We start from the raw sequence: 15,529 nt of genomic DNA, 5'->3' as shown, positions 1-15,529 counted from the left end.
TAAAAAAAGCCCACTGCAAATGTGGGCTTTTTTGTAGACTCATAAATATCAAGAATAAGAGCAGCATATGGAACTGATTTTCGCAGCAGCGCTATGCAGCGTTGCGGTCTCAATATTATTAAAAGTCGCCAAAAATAAGGGCTTGAGTCCGATACACATGATTAGCTGGAACTATATGACAGCCAGTCTCTTGTGTTTTTTCTGGTTTAAGCCTGATATTCAGCATATTTCAATGTCTCAGACGCCTTGGTTGCTTATTCTGGCTCTGGGTATTTTACTTCCAAGTGTATTTTTGTTTTTGGCTAAAGCCTTACAAACGGCTGGAATTTTAAAAACCGAAATTGCCCAGCGACTTTCTGTAGTCTTATCACTGGCTGCGGCCTATTTTATTTTTCAGGAACAGTTTAATCAGCTGAAAATACTCGGGATCGCTTTAGGTATTGGCGCAGTGCTGTGCATCCTGTTTTCACATCGACAAAGTACAGGACAGGGCAGTCAGGGAATGTTATATCTGGGCTTGGTCTGGGTCGGTTATGCACTGATAGATGTATTGTTGAAATATACAACCAGTCTTGGCCTGCAATTCGCGGTGGCGCTGAATCTGATGTTTGTTTGCGCTCTGATCATTTCGATGGGCTATCTGTTACTCAAATATAAAAGCTTGGGCTCGATGCAGAATATCGGCGCTGGTCTGTTATTGGGTATCCTGAATTTTGCCAATATTGCGTTCTATGTCAAAGCCCATATGCTGCTCAAGGATTCACCGGCGATCGTCTTTGCCGGCATGAATATTCTGGTGGTGGTATTTGGTGTGATAGCAGGTCTGGTATTCTTTAAAGAGCGGCTCAAACCTGCAAGTACTGTAGGGTTGCTGCTAGGCTTGACTAGTGTGATTTGCCTAGCTTATGCAATGTCTGTTTGACATAAGAAGATGCAAATTCAATCGGATGTCGGAGCAGGTCGCCTGCTTCGGCCAGTCCAAGCAATAAACCGGCCTGTTGGCAGTCTGGACAATGCGGATAACGATGCTGCTGATCTTTATAGTGCTGGAGATAAATTTTATCGCAATGATGGCATTCAAATTTCAGGGATTTGGATGTAAGGAGCGACATAGATGACCTCTATTGTTATTCTATTAGATGGTAAATTAAATAAAGCAAAAAATAGGCCCGAATTGATATGGAAAGGGGCGCTTGCCCCCTTTTATAGCACAAATTCCTTACAGTTTGGTGAAAATATCTTCAGCGGCAAGACGTGATTTAGGCAGTTTGGCATTGAAATCATTTTCACTACGATAGCCTAAAGTCAGCAATACAGAGGGGATCAAGCCCTGTTCTGCGAGTTGTAATTCTTCACTAATTATCTCTTCATCAAAGCCGCCAATTGGTGTGGCATCGACACCTTCAATTCCGGCAGTCAAGAGCATTTGACCGAGTGCAATAAAGGTCTGGTTTTCAGCCCAACGCTGAATATCACCTTTTTCATTACGATAATAATGAATATAACCTGCACGGGTGTTTTTCTGACCTTCCTTGGCGGATTCATCTTTAAATCGGCCACTGAGATCATCGCGGTTCAATAAGTTTTCCAGATGCAACTCATTAATATCGGCTTTGGTGCAGAATAAAATGGTATGTGAAGAATCCAGAACTTTGGGTGCATTGTAGGCATAAGTACCAACCAAGGCTTTGGCAATGCGCTGTTTGGCGGCATCATGATCGGCAATAAAAAAATGCCAAGGCTGAATATTGATCGAAGAGGGTGCCAGACGCAAAATTTCTAACAAGCGTTCAAACTGTTCTGCTGGGATTTTCTTGCTAGGATCATAGGCTTTAGTGGTATAGCGGGTCTGTGTGATCTTGAGTAAATCCATCAATGGACTCCAATCTTTTTAAATAAACAGCGAGTAGAAGTTTTAAATATATACATTTTTCACATCCCCTGATTATTACAATAAAAAAGCATCAGGCAAAGCCTGTTTTGAGATGATCTTGAGCTGGATTCAAGCAAAACTTAGAGTTAAATCAGATTAAAATCCAGTTTTTGTCTATTGGCACTTTTAAGCGAGAAGCGTTTAATAAGAGGCATCGCCAGCAACATGCAAATAGGTTAGCGGATGCAAGTGACCAATTACTTTAAACACAAACTGAAAACCCAGCAGCAAATCGGCTTATGGATTGGATTGGCAGATGCCTATGGAACCGAGATTGCGGCAAATGCAGGTTATGACTGGCTGCTGATTGATGGTGAGCATGCACCCAGTGATTTGAGAACGACTTTGTCGCAACTGCAAAGTATTGCTGCTTATCCCTCGCAAGCAGTGGTACGACCACCCATTGGTAGCGTACAACTGATCAAGCAACTCCTTGATATCGGTGCACAAACGCTGTTGATTCCGATGGTAGAAACCGTGGAACAGGCCGAACTCATGGTCAGGGCAGTCCGTTATCCGCCTGAAGGAATTCGTGGCGTTGGTGCTGCACTGGCACGTGCCACCCGCTGGAACAGCATTCCAAATTATTATCAGACGGCACATGAAGAAATCTGTTTATTAATCCAGATTGAATCGGTCACAGGACTTGAAAATCTGGATGCTATTCTTCAGATCGACGGGATTGATGGCGTGTTTATTGGCGCCGTTGATCTATCTGCCACTATGGGTTATCAAGGTGATCCGAATCATCCTGAAGTACAAAAAGCTGTAATTGATGCAATCCAGCGGATTCGTTCTGCAGGCAAAGCTGCAGGAATTCTGTCAACCCAGCATGAAGTGACGCAAAAATATATCGAACTTGGCACTGAGTTTGTAGCAGTGGGCGTAGATACCAGTGTTTTGATGAATTCCTTGCGTGATCTATTGGGGAAATATAAAAAGGATATCAATGTGATTAATCCGACTAGCGGTTATTAATCAACAAGAGATTCTGAATGAATAGCTTGCTTAGATTTTTAGTTTATTTTTAACCGGAAATTCTTTAGATGAGCTATTCATTCAGCCATAAGAAAATCATAATGAACCTTCAAGATGCAGAACAATTTTTACAAGAACAGCAGAACATCTTAGAGAACCAACGTCAGCAAAAAACTAGACGAGTGCAACAAGCCTTTTTTATGATTCACGTACTGTTTGTAGCCTTAAATGCTATTCTCTTGATCCTAAATTATCAAAAGACGGGAGAGTGGAACTTGCTGTACCTCGGGCTGAGTTTCATGTCTCTAATATTGATTTTAAGGTATTTAAAGACAGGTTTTGTTTATCAACGGAAATGAAATAACGTTAAAATGAATTTTAGATCATAAAAATCAAAAGCCTAATAATTAACAAAGCATGAAAAAAGTTCTTAAAAATCCCATTCTATTGTCATTACAATGTAATTTTGCTTTTAGTAAATAAATAGCTTACACTGGTTGCACTTCAAGCAAGTACTGTTCTTGCTTCTATTATTATTTTAAGCTGATTGTGATGTACTTTTCAGTTCAAGTATTTGAACTCAAATAAGATCTACTAACCATAGAACTATTATGTAAACTAGGTTGTTATTAATCTCTCTCCATATAGTCACAAAAAGCTCATATCGTGTGAGTAAATATTTTGATCAAAATCAATGAATGGCATATTGCCACTGCCGCTGATGGCAATGAAATTAACGTGAAACTGGTTCCATTAAAGCGTAAGCAAAATACAATGGACGGTTTTATCTGGGTTGAAGTCGGTAAAATGATTCAATTGCCAACGGGTGAGGAATTTCAGTTCAATCTCGATGGTAAAAGTTTCTATACTGGGGTAAACCAGCTTTATCGTCTGTGTTAAGCAGATCAATATCGTAAAAAAGTGGCTGATTAATATCGCCACTTTTTTAGTTTCAGGGTATCAAAACTCTGATCTTCCTGAATTTCCAGAATCTCTGCGCTGTCTTCTTTCCAGTCGCCCAGCACAATTCTTCTCTTTTGACCCAGTTCATGAATGGCTGCGCGATGCGTATGACCATGGATCAGTACATCTACATGCTGTAATGCCAGCTCAACTGCATGCGGGTTGACATCCATCACTTCATAGCTTTTAAACTGTTGTGCCTGATGGCTTTGTTGACGAAAGCGGTTGGCTAGTCTGGTTCGAAATGAGAGAGGGGTTTTTCTTAAGAAGCCAAGTAGCCAGGGATGACGAATAATCTTTTTAAAACGCTGATAGGAGACGTCATCGGTACATAGGGCATCGCCATGTTCCAGGCGAAAATGTGTTCCGGCAATGATTAGCTGATCGATTTCGGGAAGAAGCTGCCCGCCAAATCGAGCTAAAAATTTACTTCCTAAGACAAAATCCCGGTTGCCGGCCTGAAAATAGACTTGATTCCCAGCCTGAGTAAACTGTTTTAATGCAGTGACAATCTCGTCCAGCCACGGAGAGGTATAGTCATCACCAATCCAGGCATTGAACCAGTCGCCCAAAATATACAGTTGGGTATTTTGATCTTGATACTCAGTTAATAAATCTAAAAACCCCCGAACAAGTCGAGGGTGATCAGGTGACAAATGTAAATCTGAGATAAACAGATAGATCACGAATCTTTTCCTTGTTTAATTTAATCCCTCCCGACCTCCCTTTGAAAAAGGGAGGAAAACCTTATTTTGATAAAAGGTGATTCCCTCCTTTATTAAAGGAGGGTTAGGGAGGATTTAAACTTATTCAGAAATGATTTTTGCAGATTCGATCACTACATTTTCTAGAGGAACGTCAGCGTGGTAGCCACGGTTGCCAGTACGTACGTTTTTGATTTCGTTCACAACGTCCATACCTTCAACCACTTTACCAAATACGGCATAACCCCAACCTTGAGCAGTTTTGCCAGAGTGGTTAAGGAATGAGTTGTTTTTCACGTTAATGAAGAATTGAGCAGAAGCAGAGTGCGGTGCCTGAGTACGCGCCATTGCAATCGTACCTTCGTCATTGGTCAAGCCGTTGTCTGCTTCGTTTTCGATTGCATCACGTGTTGCTTTTTCTTTGAAGTTTTCATCCATGCCGCCGCCTTGGATCATGAAACCATCAATAACACGGTGGAAAATTACGCCGTCATAAAAACCGTCACGTACGTATTCTAAAAAGTTAGCTACGGTTTTAGGTGCTTTTTCAGCATTGAGTTCTAGAACAATACGACCTTTATTGGTGTTTAATTCGACTTGAGGAAAACTCATTGTGTAATCTCCTGATCATGGACGAGTGCCATGGTTTTTTCTGAATGAGTGAAGCATAAGCAAACTACATTCGACAAGGCAAGTAAAAACATTATTTTCTTTGTTAAAAGCATAAAAATAATACCTTATTTATACGTTGATTTATCAAGGCATTTCAAATGCAGCCAGACAGGGCGTTATATTTCGGACAGGCACGAATTGAATCATTTTCCAGTTTCGTAAAGTGTTGATATTTTAGTTTTGGGCAGCTTGCTGTATTTTCACTTTTTAAAATGAGTGAATTGAAATCAAATACCGTAGTTAGCGGTTGAGAGATTAATCACCTATAGTTAAACTAAGGAACTTTGACAATGAATATACGTACAACTTGTACGATGAAATATTTGTTAATCCCTTTTTAACTTTAGAAGTGAATGATTGATCATGAAGCCAAATGATGTTGTGACATCTCTGCCCGAGAACCCGACCCAAAAGAACAATGCAGTCGATTCAGTGCAGCAGCAAGAACAACAACCAGGCTTGGACTTTGTACGTCAGGTCATTACTGATGATTTAGCCGCTGGTCGTACTCAACAGGTGGTGACGCGTTTTCCGCCTGAGCCGAATGGCTATTTACATATTGGCCATGTGAAAGCAATTTGCTTGAACTTTGGTATTGCTGAAGAATTTAAAGGTGTGTGTAACCTGCGTTTTGATGATACCAACCCAGATGCCGAAGAGCAGGAGTATGTGGATGGTATTGCCAATGATGTGAAATGGCTGGGTTTCCAGTGGGAAGGTGAGCCGCGTTATGCATCAAGCTATTTTGATCAACTTTATACCTGGGCAGTTCAGCTGATTGAGCAGGGTGATGCCTATGTGGATTTGCAAAGTCCAGAAGAGATCCGTTTAAACCGCGGTAATTTCGTTGAGCCAGGTAAGAACTCGCCACAACGTGATGCAAAGGTTGCAGAAAACCTGGAACGTTTTGAGAAAATGCGCAGCGGTGAATATGCAGAAGGTCAGGCCGTTTTACGTGCCAAGATCGATATGACGTCACCGAACGTGCATATGCGTGATCCGATTCTGTATCGTATCCTGCATTCTGAACACCATCAGACTGGCGATAAATGGAAAATTTATCCAATGTATGACTATGCGCATCCACTTTCTGATGCGATTGAAGGCATTACGCATTCACTGTGTACTTTGGAATTCCAGGATCACCGTCCGTTCTATGACTGGGTAGTGGCAAAAGTTAAATCACCATCCGTGCCACGTCAGTACGAATCTAGCCGTTTAAATGTGGACTATACCATCACCTCAAAACGCAAATTGCGTAAGCTGGTTGAAGGTGGCTATGTTCAGGGCTGGGATGATCCACGTATGCCAACTGTAGTGGGTATGCGCCGTCGTGGTTTCACGCCTGAAGGTCTGCGTGATTTCTGTCAACGTGTTGGTGTATCGAAAGTTGATGGCAGTATCGTCGATGTAGCCATGCTGGAATACTGTATTCGTCAATCTTTGGAAAATACCGCCGCTCGTGGTATGGCCGTGTTAAATCCATTAAAAGTGACTTTAACCAACTTGCCAGCTGATATGGACCTGACCCATTCACGTCATCCGAATGTCGATATGGGCGAGCGCGTTATTCCATTGACGACCGAGCTGTTTATTGATCGTAAAGACTTTGAAGAAGAGCCACCAAAAGGCTTTAAACGTCTGATTCCAGGCGGTGAAGTCCGTTTACGTCATGCCTATGTCATCAAATGTGACGAAGTCATTAAAGATGAAAATGGTGAAGTGGTTGAACTGAAATGTTCGATTGATCCTGAAACTTTAGGTAAAAATCCTGAAGGTCGTAAGGTCAAAGGTGTGATTCACTGGGTATCTGCGACAAAAGGCGTTCCTGCAGAAGTGCGTATTTACGACCGTCTGTTTACGGAGTCTGATCCAGAAGTGGGTGATGACTTCTTGGCAAACCTGAACCCTGAATCATTGAAGGTGGTTCAGGCCGTGATTGAGCCTGCATTAGCGCAAGCTCAGCCGGAGGATCGTTTCCAGTTTGAGCGTGAAGGTTATTTCGTGGCAGATCAATATGATCATTCCAGCGAAAAACCGGTATTTAACCGTATTCTGGATCTTAAGGACAGCTTTAAACCAGGTAAATAAGCTGGTTTAAGTCAGAATGTAAAAAGCCCAACTCTGGTTGGGCTTTTTCAATACAACAGGGAAAATTGCATGATTGTGCGTGATAAGAATAATAGTTTGGGTTTACTGTTTGCCTGGCAGGGAACGATTCTGCCCAAGGTGCTGCCAGCATTAATCTTGGTGGTTTTTATTTCCGCTTTGCTGGTGTATTTGAGTCAGGCGCATTTGGTCAGCCTTCCTGCCGTCCCGGCAATTGGTTTTACCATTTTTGGTGTGATTCTCTCGATCTTTCTGAGTTTTAGAAATACGGCCTGCTATGATCGCTGGTGGGAAGGGCGCAAGCTTTGGGGTGCGTTGATTGCAACCACGCGTCATTTATGCCGTGACAGCCATGTGCTAGATGAGCAAACCCGTGAAATCTTATTGTATCGCATGATGCTGTTTACTTATCTGTTGCGGGACCGGCTGAGACAGCAAACGCCTAGCATTCAGGCTTATAAAGCCACGACCGGTTTTGCACCCAAGTCATTTGAGCAATTGCCCATGCAAATCAATCCATCACAATGGGTGCTGGAACAGATGCAAAAAGAACTGGTACAGCAATATAAACAGGGCAAGATCAGCGATATTATTTATAATAACCTGAATCAGCATACTGTGGCCTTGGGAGATATTCAGGCCGGTTGTGACCGGATTTTGTCAACGCCATTACCATTTTCTTATTCGGTGCTGTTGCATCGTGCGGTTTATTCTTTTTGCTTTATCTTACCTTTCAGTTTACAGGCGAATTTGGGACTGTGGACACCAATTTTAGTGGGATTGATTGCTTATATGCTACTCGGGCTGGATGAGCTTAGTGCGGAGCTGGAAGAACCCTTTGGTCTACAAGACAATGATCTGCCGCTAGATTCAATTGTACGACTGGTAGAGCGAGAAACCTTAAGCTCTTTGGGTAAAGCACTGCCTGAAGCGATTCAAGCCAGAAAAGGCCATTTAACCTGATTCCTTATCGATATCATCAAAATGTAAACACGAACTTAAAATTTCTTGCTAATAAAAAATCATCGGCAGGCTGAGCTTTAAATTAACGATGTTTAAGATTGGTCAGGTCTGACACTTTGGTTTTAGCCTGATCTTGGAATTCACGGTATTGTTGCAAACGTAAATTGGCTTTATCTCTGAGTTTCTTCTTGATGTACAGCGCCAATGCGAAACTGGTCGTGGTCAGGGTCAGGAACATGCTGTTCATAAAACTCATCATCGAGCTGATATAACCAATCGTGGTCAGACGATTCATCATATAAATCACTTGCGGGCTGCTTTCCACACCGGTAATCGCCCAAGTACACAAATGTTCGCAATTATTAATAATCAGATGATAGTTATTTTCATGCATTCTGGACCGCATGCGGCGCACCACTTTACGACCTTTATATTTTGCCGAGTCATAATGCTGCATATGAATCGGTTTGCCATGACTGAATTTTTCAATCGAGGTGATTTCAATGGGGCGTTTCTTGAATAAATGCGCAAAGCCGGAATAATGAATGACACGACCACGTCCGGCGTAAATCCCATGATGGGTATAACCGAAATGTTTAACCATAAGGTGTGCGCCTATGGGAAACCGTTTAGTCTGTTGCATATCAGAATTAAGCCATTTAAAAAGCATTGTCGTTTAATAGGAAGTGTACTGTGTTTTGCTAAATTAATCGATGCCTTGCCTGAGTTTCAGATCAGAATTGAAGAGTTATTAAGCCAAATTTAAAGGGATTTAAAGAAAGCAGAATTTAGAACATATTCTTCTGATAAAGGTTTTAAATAGCCTAAGCAAGCCTTAACATTTCTTCAAATCAAAGGGGATCAAATGAGTTGTTTAGAGTTTTCCTGCCTGATCTCTGAAGTTTTAAAGTTGGAGTTAATAAACTATGCTGAAATAGAGAAGACCAAACCCTTCAACTATAAACTTTCAAGCATAAAAAAAGCACCTGACTACGCAAGTGCTTTCTTTATACGGCTGTAACCTTGGCCGATTACTGCAATGGCAAGTGCTGAAGTTCATTCAGTTCTTTACGGCTATAGCCGCGAGATACCAGAACCTTTTTAATTCCGATGATGATTTCTTCATCAGTGGCTTTAGAAAGTGCTTCAAGAAGCTGTTCATTTGTCTTGCAAGAGCAATCATTTTCAACACAAGCAATTTGATTCTTGTGTTCATTGTGTTGTTCATTAGAAAACAACTTTTGCCAAAAACTCATAGAGCCTTCATACAACAACCTAACATAGAGTGAAATATAGCCAATTAAATAAATAAAGCAATAGGACCTATGTGATAAAAGCAGCAGTTGGTCTTGAAAATTTCCGATTGAAGCCCGAAGGTCTAACGATATTTCTTGCTGTACAAGTCAATATTTATTATTAAATACATGATTTTTAATATAAAAAATGGAGCTTTAAAAAGCTCCATTTTTGTAACAATATAATAAATTGAAACAAATTCTTTATACTTTTTCCAACAATACACCCGTTTCAACATGATGTGTATACGGGAACTGGTCAAACATGGCGAACTTGCTGATTCTATGCGTTTGAGACAACTGTTTCAGATTGTCATATAAGGTATCTGGATTACAAGAAATGTAAATAATACGCTGGAAACGCTGTAACAGTTTCAGCGTTTCATCATCAATACCAGCACGCGGTGGATCGACAAATACCGTATCAAAATCATAAGTCGAAATGTCAATTTGTGCTTCCTGCAAACGACGGAAAACACGTTCGCCATTATAGGCTTGAGTGAATTCTTCGGCAGACAGACGCGCAACCTGAATATTTTCAATCTGGTTCTGCTCAATATTCCACTCAGCTGCATAAACTGAAGATTTGGCTAATTCAGTGGCCAAAACACGGCGGAATTTGGTCGAAAGCGGCAGGGTAAAGTTCCCATTGCCACAGTAGAGTTCCAGCAAATCTTTATCTGATTGTTCCGCTGCATCACATGCCCATTCCAGCATTTTTTGACAAACTTGTGCATTCGGCTGAGTGAAGCTGCTTTCGATCTGCTTGTATTTATAGCGACGATCAAAGACCGATAGCTCTTCCACCACATATTCATCAGTCAGGACGAATTTCTGGCCACGGCTTCGGCCAATCAGTTTAATATTCAGTTTTTCCGCCAGTGCTTTTGCTGCAGGTTCCCAGCTTTCATCCAGCTTGCGGTGATAAATCAGGGATACCAGAACCTGACCACTTAACGTCGCCAGAAAATGGACTTCAAATAAACGATGACCCAGATTGGCATCTGCCTTGAATGCTGCCAGTAGTTGCGGCATCAAGTCATTAATACTGCGGTCTGCAATTGGAAACTCATCAATACGAATCACTTTTTTATTGTTGTTTGCGTCACGTTCGAACATGGCATAAAACAGATCATCTTCAGTATGCCAGATCCGGAATTCAGCACGCATGCGGAAATATTTTTCAGGAGACTGGAATACTTCTAAAGCAGGTGGTTGATATTCGGCAAACTGAGCGCTGATGCGTTCAATTTTGGCTTCAAGTTGTTGCTGATAAGATGAAGTCATATGCAGTAAGAAATCGCAAATATTTTAAAGCGCAAATGGTAGCAAAAAATTGCCGATCTGCCTAAGCCTATTGTAGTCAAGCCGCTTTAAAAGCTGCATAAAAAAGACCAAACCTTCTGAGGAGAGAGGTTTGGCCATAAAGAGGAAAGATTTAAGCTAAAAATGCTGAGATGATTGGACTGATTTAGAGATTATCCATCGTCATCAAGCTGGCATTGCCGCCTGCCGCCGCCGTATTGATACTGATCGCGCGTTCAATCACAAATCGCTCGACCGGAATATCATAGTTGCCCGAACTTAAATGGGTGATACCAATAATTGCACCTTTTCGGCCTGCAATGCGTTTTTGCAAATCAATCAGTTCAGAAGAATCACCATGATGCATGACGGCATCAAACGCGCCTGTTTCAATATCCCGGACCACTTTAAATTGCTTGCTGATCGCGGCTGGCATGGTTGGTAAATATTTCAGAATAAAAGTATTGTCAGCTAGGAATGCAGGACGACTGCCGACCGATAAAATTGCCAGAATTTGCTGAATCTGGTCTTGCTCCGTGTGTGCCAAAGATAGAAGACTTTCTCGTGGCAAGATTAGGTACTGATTTTCCTCACCGGTTGGACCTTGCAGGCTAAAGCTTTGACCAGTCGCAATTTGCATAGGTGCTTTTAAAGATAAAGTTGGGAAAGTTTTAGCTACCCAGACTTTAAACTCCTGAACAAGTTTATTTTCAACAAGTGCTGGACCCGCTTGAACTGCATAAGCCTGCGCCAGTTTTTTCTCGGATACTTGATGCATTAAACGGTAGATATACAACGGGCCACCTGCTTTCGGGCCGGTGCCAGACAGACCTTCGCCACCAAAGGGCTGGACGCCCACGACCGCACCAACGATATTGCGGTTGATATACAGGTTGCCGACTTCCGCTCGTGCAATCACGGTTTGCATGGTTTCATCAATACGCGTGTGCAAGCCCATGGTCAGGCCATAACCCTTGCTGTTGATCTGATCTAACAACTGTTCCAGTTCGCCATATTTATAGCTGATCAGATGCAGTACCGGGCCAAACACTTCACGTTCCAGATCATCCAGATTTGGCAGTTCAATCAGGGTTGGTGCAATGAATGTTCCTGGAGTTAATTCAGTCTGGTCCTGATTAAACATCAACTGATGAACTGTATGACCTTTGCTGCGCATCTGCTCAATATGCTTTTGGATATTTTGCTGGGCTTCTGCATCAATCACTGGACCAATATCGGTTTTCAGCAAGACCGGATTGCCAACGCGCAACTGTTGCATGGCACCTTTGAGCATGTTGCGAACAGCCTCCAGATTATCCTCTTGCACACAGAGGACACGCAGGGCAGAACAACGTTGACCGGCACTGTCATAGGCAGAGCTCACCACATCCAGCACCACCTGTTCAGTCAGGGCGGATGAATCCACAATCATGGCATTCTGACCACCGGTTTCAGCAATCAGGTTGACGCTTTCTCCAAACTGGTTTATTCGTTCTGCGACGGTTTTTTGCAGAATTTGTGCGACCTCGGTGGAACCGGTAAACATGATGCCTTGAATACGCGAATCTGCACTGAGCTGTGCACCAATAGTTTCACCACGGCCCGGCAACAGCTGTAATACATCCTGCGGAATGCCGGCTTCCCATAAAATCTGCACGGCTTGTGCTGCAATCAGCGGTGTTTGTTCAGCCGGTTTGGCAATCACAGTATTGCCAGCGACCAGCGCTGCTGCAATCTGACCGGTAAAAATCGCCAGCGGGAAGTTCCATGGACTGATACATAGCACGGTGCCTAAAGGCTGGATCTGTACATTGTCACTGAGATCCAAAACTTGAGCTGAATAATAACGCATGAAATCTACCGCTTCACGCACTTCGGCAATGGCATTGGCATAGGTTTTACCTGCTTCGCGAGAAAGAAGAACCATGAGCGGTAGCAGGCGCTGTTCCATCAGTTCTGCGGCTCTATTCAGGCAGGCAGCACGCTCATTTTTTGACAGATTGGCCCAGAAACTTTGTGCATTAACTGCTTGGGTGAGTGCAATTTCGGCCTGTTCAGAAGTTGCTTCATAGACCGTACCGACCACATCCTGATGGTGTGCTGGATTAATGATTTGCACTACGTTGCTTGTATCGATAACTGTAAACGCCGTTCCCATAGCAGCTGCCTGAAATTGCGTATTTGCCAGACTGGAGGCGACTTCATTTAAAACACGGAGTTCAGCATCATTGGCCAAATCGAGTCCTGAAGAGTTAATGCGTGCATCGGCATAAAGATCTTGCGGATATGGAATATGAGGATGCTTGGCTCCCAATACGTTTTCCTGTTTTGATGCCTTTAAAATCGTTTGTTGAGGATTTTCAATCAAATCCTCAATGTTTAAAGTCTTGTCGGCAATACGATTGACGAAGGAGGTATTAGCACCATTTTCCAGTAAACGGCGCACCAGATAAGCCAGCAAAGTTTCATGATTACCGACTGGCGCATAGATCCGGCAGGGTATACCCAGTTTATTTTTCGATGGATCGCCCACAACATTTTCATACAGCGGTTCGCCCATGCCATGCAGACATTGAAACTCATATTGACCGGCATAGTATTGCTCAGGTTGCGCCAGTTGATAGATCGTCGCTACCGTTTGTGCATTGTGAGTGGCAAATTGCGGATAGATATAGTCCGGTTCAGCCAAAAGCTTACGTGCACAGGCGATATAAGACAGATCGGTATGTACTTTACGGGTAAATACCGGATAATCCGACATTCCATCAATCTGGGCTTTTTTGATTTCGCTATCCCAATACGCGCCTTTGACCAGACGAATCATCAGGCGTTTCTGACTGCGCTTCGCCAGATCAATGATGTAATCCACCACATAGAAGCAGCGTTTTTGATAGGCTTGAATCACAAAGCCAATGCCTTTCCAGTCCTGCAGTTGCGGTTCAAAACACAGGCGTTCTAACAGTTCCAATGAAATCTCAAGGCGATCGCTTTCTTCAGCATCGATATTTAAACCAATATTGTACTGCTTGGCCAAGACTGCGAGTTTAAGTACTTTTGCATAGAGCTCATCATGCACGCGATCCATTTGGGAACGCTGATAACGTGGGTGCAGCGCAGAGAGCTTGATAGAAATTCCAGGCCCGTCATAAACATCTTTATCCTGTGATGCTTGACCAATAGCATGAATGGCTTGCTGATAATCCTGATAATAACGTTCAGCATCCGGATCGGTCAGTGCCGCTTCACCCAGCATGTCATAGGAATAGCGAAAGCCTTTTTCTTCCAGCGGCTCCGCATTTTTCAGGGCTTCATCAATGGTTTCACCCGTAACAAACTGCTCGCCCATCATGCGCATGGCAACATCGACGGCCTTACGGATAATCCCGCGACCACTGCGTGCCAAAAGACCGGTCAATAAGCTAGACAGGCTTTTTTGCTGTGGGGTTTCCATCAGCTTGCCGGTCAGCATCAGTCCCCAGGCTGCTGCATTCACAAACATCAATTGGCTCTGGCCCAAATGTTCTTTCCAGTTACCTTGATTGATTTTGTCACGGATCAGCAAGTCACGTGTGGCTTTGTCCGGAATCCGCAGCAAGGCTTCTGCCAGACACATCAGGGCAATGCCTTCCTGAGAAGATAAAGAAAATTCCTGCAATAAGCCTTGGACAATACCGGCTTTCCCAGTGGAACTTTTGCGTTCACGTAAGGAATGTGCGAGATCAAAGGCAAGCGCCTGAATCTTGTCACTCATCTCGGAAGAAATTTCACTATGGGCCAATAACTCTTCGACGCATTCAGTTTCTGCACGACGCCATGCCGTATTAATACGTTCTTCGTATTGGTTTTTGTGTTTAAATTCAGCAATATAATTTGAGTGCTGGGCTGAATCTAAAATTGAATCTGGGCGGAGAGTGGTTGGCATAGTGAATTCCTGTACTGCGTCAATCAGTTCTTTGAGGTGAATGAGTTTTAATCTATAATCACAGAATATTTGACGAATATCTCACTATAGTTTTCGCTTTTTTTAGAGAATAATTCTAATGCCAAGTCCTTATTTGAACCTTGACCGTATAGATATTAGTATACTGGGTTTATTGCAATCCGATGCCAAGCTATCCAATATCAAACTGGCTGAACTGGTCAATTTGTCGCCTACAGCAGCCTTGGCGCGTGTACAAAAGCTGACCCGGGAAGGTTTTATTGTGGGCTATGAAGCGCGCCTCAATCCAGTCATGTTGAATAATGGTTTTGTGGTCTTTGTTGAAATTTTATTGGATAAAACCACGCCGAATGTTTTAGATGAATTTTCCCATGCTGTGCGGCAGATTCCTGAAATTATCGAGTGTCATATGATCAGTGGCGGGTTTGATTTCGTGGTAAAAATCCGCTGTGCCAATATGGATGAGTTCCGGAAAATCTCTGGTCAGATCTTGTGGCAATTGCCCGGAATTAAAGAAACGCGCAGTTATCCGGTGATGGAAGTGATTAAAGAAAGTCAGCAGATCCATCTGAAAATGCCGGGAAAAGCCAAGTAATTTTCAAGAACTTCATTTGTGAATCTAAGAAACATAAAAGGGACGATTAAGTCCCTTTTATGTGCAAGAAAA

General features: G+C 42.8%; 14 protein-coding genes. 6 read left to right on the top strand and 8 right to left on the bottom strand.

The genetic code is table 11. The annotated features are described in order from the left end of the window. Positions 1-67: 67 nt before the first annotated feature. Positions 68-922, top strand: coding sequence for a DMT family transporter (locus tag H0S56_RS08140; protein WP_195724805.1), 855 nt, complete (start codon positions 68-70; stop codon positions 920-922). Here H0S56_RS08140 and H0S56_RS08135 read toward each other — a convergent pair. Both H0S56_RS08135 and nfsB read right to left on the bottom strand, forming a co-directional pair. Beyond that, positions 885-1,112: a hypothetical protein gene (locus tag H0S56_RS08135; RefSeq protein WP_005171148.1), complete on the bottom strand. Its 228-nt coding sequence runs from the start codon at positions 1,110-1,112 to the stop codon at positions 885-887. The two genes, H0S56_RS08140 and H0S56_RS08135, sit on opposite strands and share 38 nt — an antisense overlap. A 107-nt stretch (positions 1,113-1,219) precedes the next feature. Beyond that, a complete protein-coding gene (gene nfsB, locus H0S56_RS08130) occupies positions 1,220-1,873 on the bottom strand; it encodes an oxygen-insensitive NAD(P)H nitroreductase (RefSeq protein ID WP_195724804.1) in 654 nt (217 codons plus the stop codon). A 243-nt stretch (positions 1,874-2,116) separates the two neighbouring features. Between nfsB and hpaI the strand changes: the two genes are divergently transcribed. Together hpaI and H0S56_RS08120 are read left to right on the top strand one after the other, a co-directional pair. After that, positions 2,117-2,911 (top strand): 4-hydroxy-2-oxoheptanedioate aldolase, encoded by a 795-nt coding sequence (hpaI, locus tag H0S56_RS08125; RefSeq protein ID WP_004279848.1) that lies wholly within the window; start codon positions 2,117-2,119, stop codon positions 2,909-2,911. Positions 2,912-3,592: 681 nt separating this feature from the next. Continuing rightward, positions 3,593-3,811 carry a hypothetical protein gene (locus tag H0S56_RS08120; RefSeq protein WP_004279847.1) on the top strand — a complete coding sequence of 73 codons (219 nt, stop codon included), beginning with the start codon at positions 3,593-3,595 and terminating at the stop codon, positions 3,809-3,811. 29 nt (positions 3,812-3,840) lie between these two features. Here the strand turns inward: H0S56_RS08120 and H0S56_RS08115 are convergent, their stop codons facing one another. Next, complete coding sequence (locus H0S56_RS08115; RefSeq protein ID WP_195724803.1) at positions 3,841-4,560, bottom strand: UDP-2,3-diacylglucosamine diphosphatase; 720 nt, start codon at positions 4,558-4,560, stop codon at positions 3,841-3,843. Between the two features lie 120 nt (positions 4,561-4,680). After that, positions 4,681-5,190 carry a peptidylprolyl isomerase gene (locus H0S56_RS08110; protein WP_004279844.1) on the bottom strand — a complete coding sequence of 170 codons (510 nt, stop codon included), beginning with the start codon at positions 5,188-5,190 and terminating at the stop codon, positions 4,681-4,683. A gap of 423 nt (positions 5,191-5,613) precedes the next feature. On the opposite strand from H0S56_RS08110, the gene H0S56_RS08105 reads away from it, so the two are divergent. Both H0S56_RS08105 and H0S56_RS08100 read left to right on the top strand, forming a co-directional pair. Further along, the gene (locus H0S56_RS08105; protein ID WP_195724802.1) at positions 5,614-7,341 is read left to right on the top strand and encodes a glutamine--tRNA ligase/YqeY domain fusion protein; all 1,728 of its coding nucleotides are present in this window, start codon (positions 5,614-5,616) and stop codon (positions 7,339-7,341) included. A 69-nt stretch (positions 7,342-7,410) separates the two neighbouring features. Continuing rightward, on the top strand, positions 7,411-8,322 hold the full coding sequence (locus tag H0S56_RS08100) for a bestrophin family protein (protein WP_195724801.1): 912 nt from the start codon (positions 7,411-7,413) through the stop codon (positions 8,320-8,322). A gap of 82 nt (positions 8,323-8,404) precedes the next feature. Here H0S56_RS08100 and H0S56_RS08095 read toward each other — a convergent pair whose 3' ends face one another. The 4 genes from H0S56_RS08095 to putA form a co-directional block, all read right to left on the bottom strand. Beyond that, positions 8,405-8,965: a lecithin retinol acyltransferase family protein gene (locus H0S56_RS08095; protein ID WP_195724800.1), complete on the bottom strand. Its 561-nt coding sequence runs from the start codon at positions 8,963-8,965 to the stop codon at positions 8,405-8,407. A gap of 388 nt (positions 8,966-9,353) precedes the next feature. Further along, positions 9,354-9,578 carry a hypothetical protein gene (locus H0S56_RS08090; RefSeq protein ID WP_034436106.1) on the bottom strand — a complete coding sequence of 75 codons (225 nt, stop codon included), beginning with the start codon at positions 9,576-9,578 and terminating at the stop codon, positions 9,354-9,356. A gap of 243 nt (positions 9,579-9,821) precedes the next feature. Then, positions 9,822-10,904, bottom strand: a complete 1,083-nt coding sequence (gene trmA / locus H0S56_RS08085; RefSeq protein ID WP_195724799.1) for a tRNA (uridine(54)-C5)-methyltransferase TrmA — start codon at positions 10,902-10,904, stop codon at positions 9,822-9,824. 184 nt (positions 10,905-11,088) lie between these two features. Next, positions 11,089-14,844 (bottom strand): trifunctional transcriptional regulator/proline dehydrogenase/L-glutamate gamma-semialdehyde dehydrogenase, encoded by a 3,756-nt coding sequence (gene putA, locus H0S56_RS08080; RefSeq protein ID WP_195724798.1) that lies wholly within the window; start codon positions 14,842-14,844, stop codon positions 11,089-11,091. Between the two features lie 118 nt (positions 14,845-14,962). Between putA and H0S56_RS08075 the strand changes: the two genes are divergently transcribed. Next, positions 14,963-15,457: an Lrp/AsnC ligand binding domain-containing protein gene (locus H0S56_RS08075; protein WP_114540748.1), complete on the top strand. Its 495-nt coding sequence runs from the start codon at positions 14,963-14,965 to the stop codon at positions 15,455-15,457. The last annotated feature ends 72 nt before the right edge of the window (positions 15,458-15,529 follow it).

Origin of the sequence: Acinetobacter lwoffii, assembly GCF_015602705.1 — a bacterium.
In the GTDB taxonomy this organism is placed as follows: domain Bacteria; phylum Pseudomonadota; class Gammaproteobacteria; order Pseudomonadales; family Moraxellaceae; genus Acinetobacter; species Acinetobacter lwoffii_E.
This window is presented reverse-complemented; position numbering and strand designations above follow the sequence as displayed.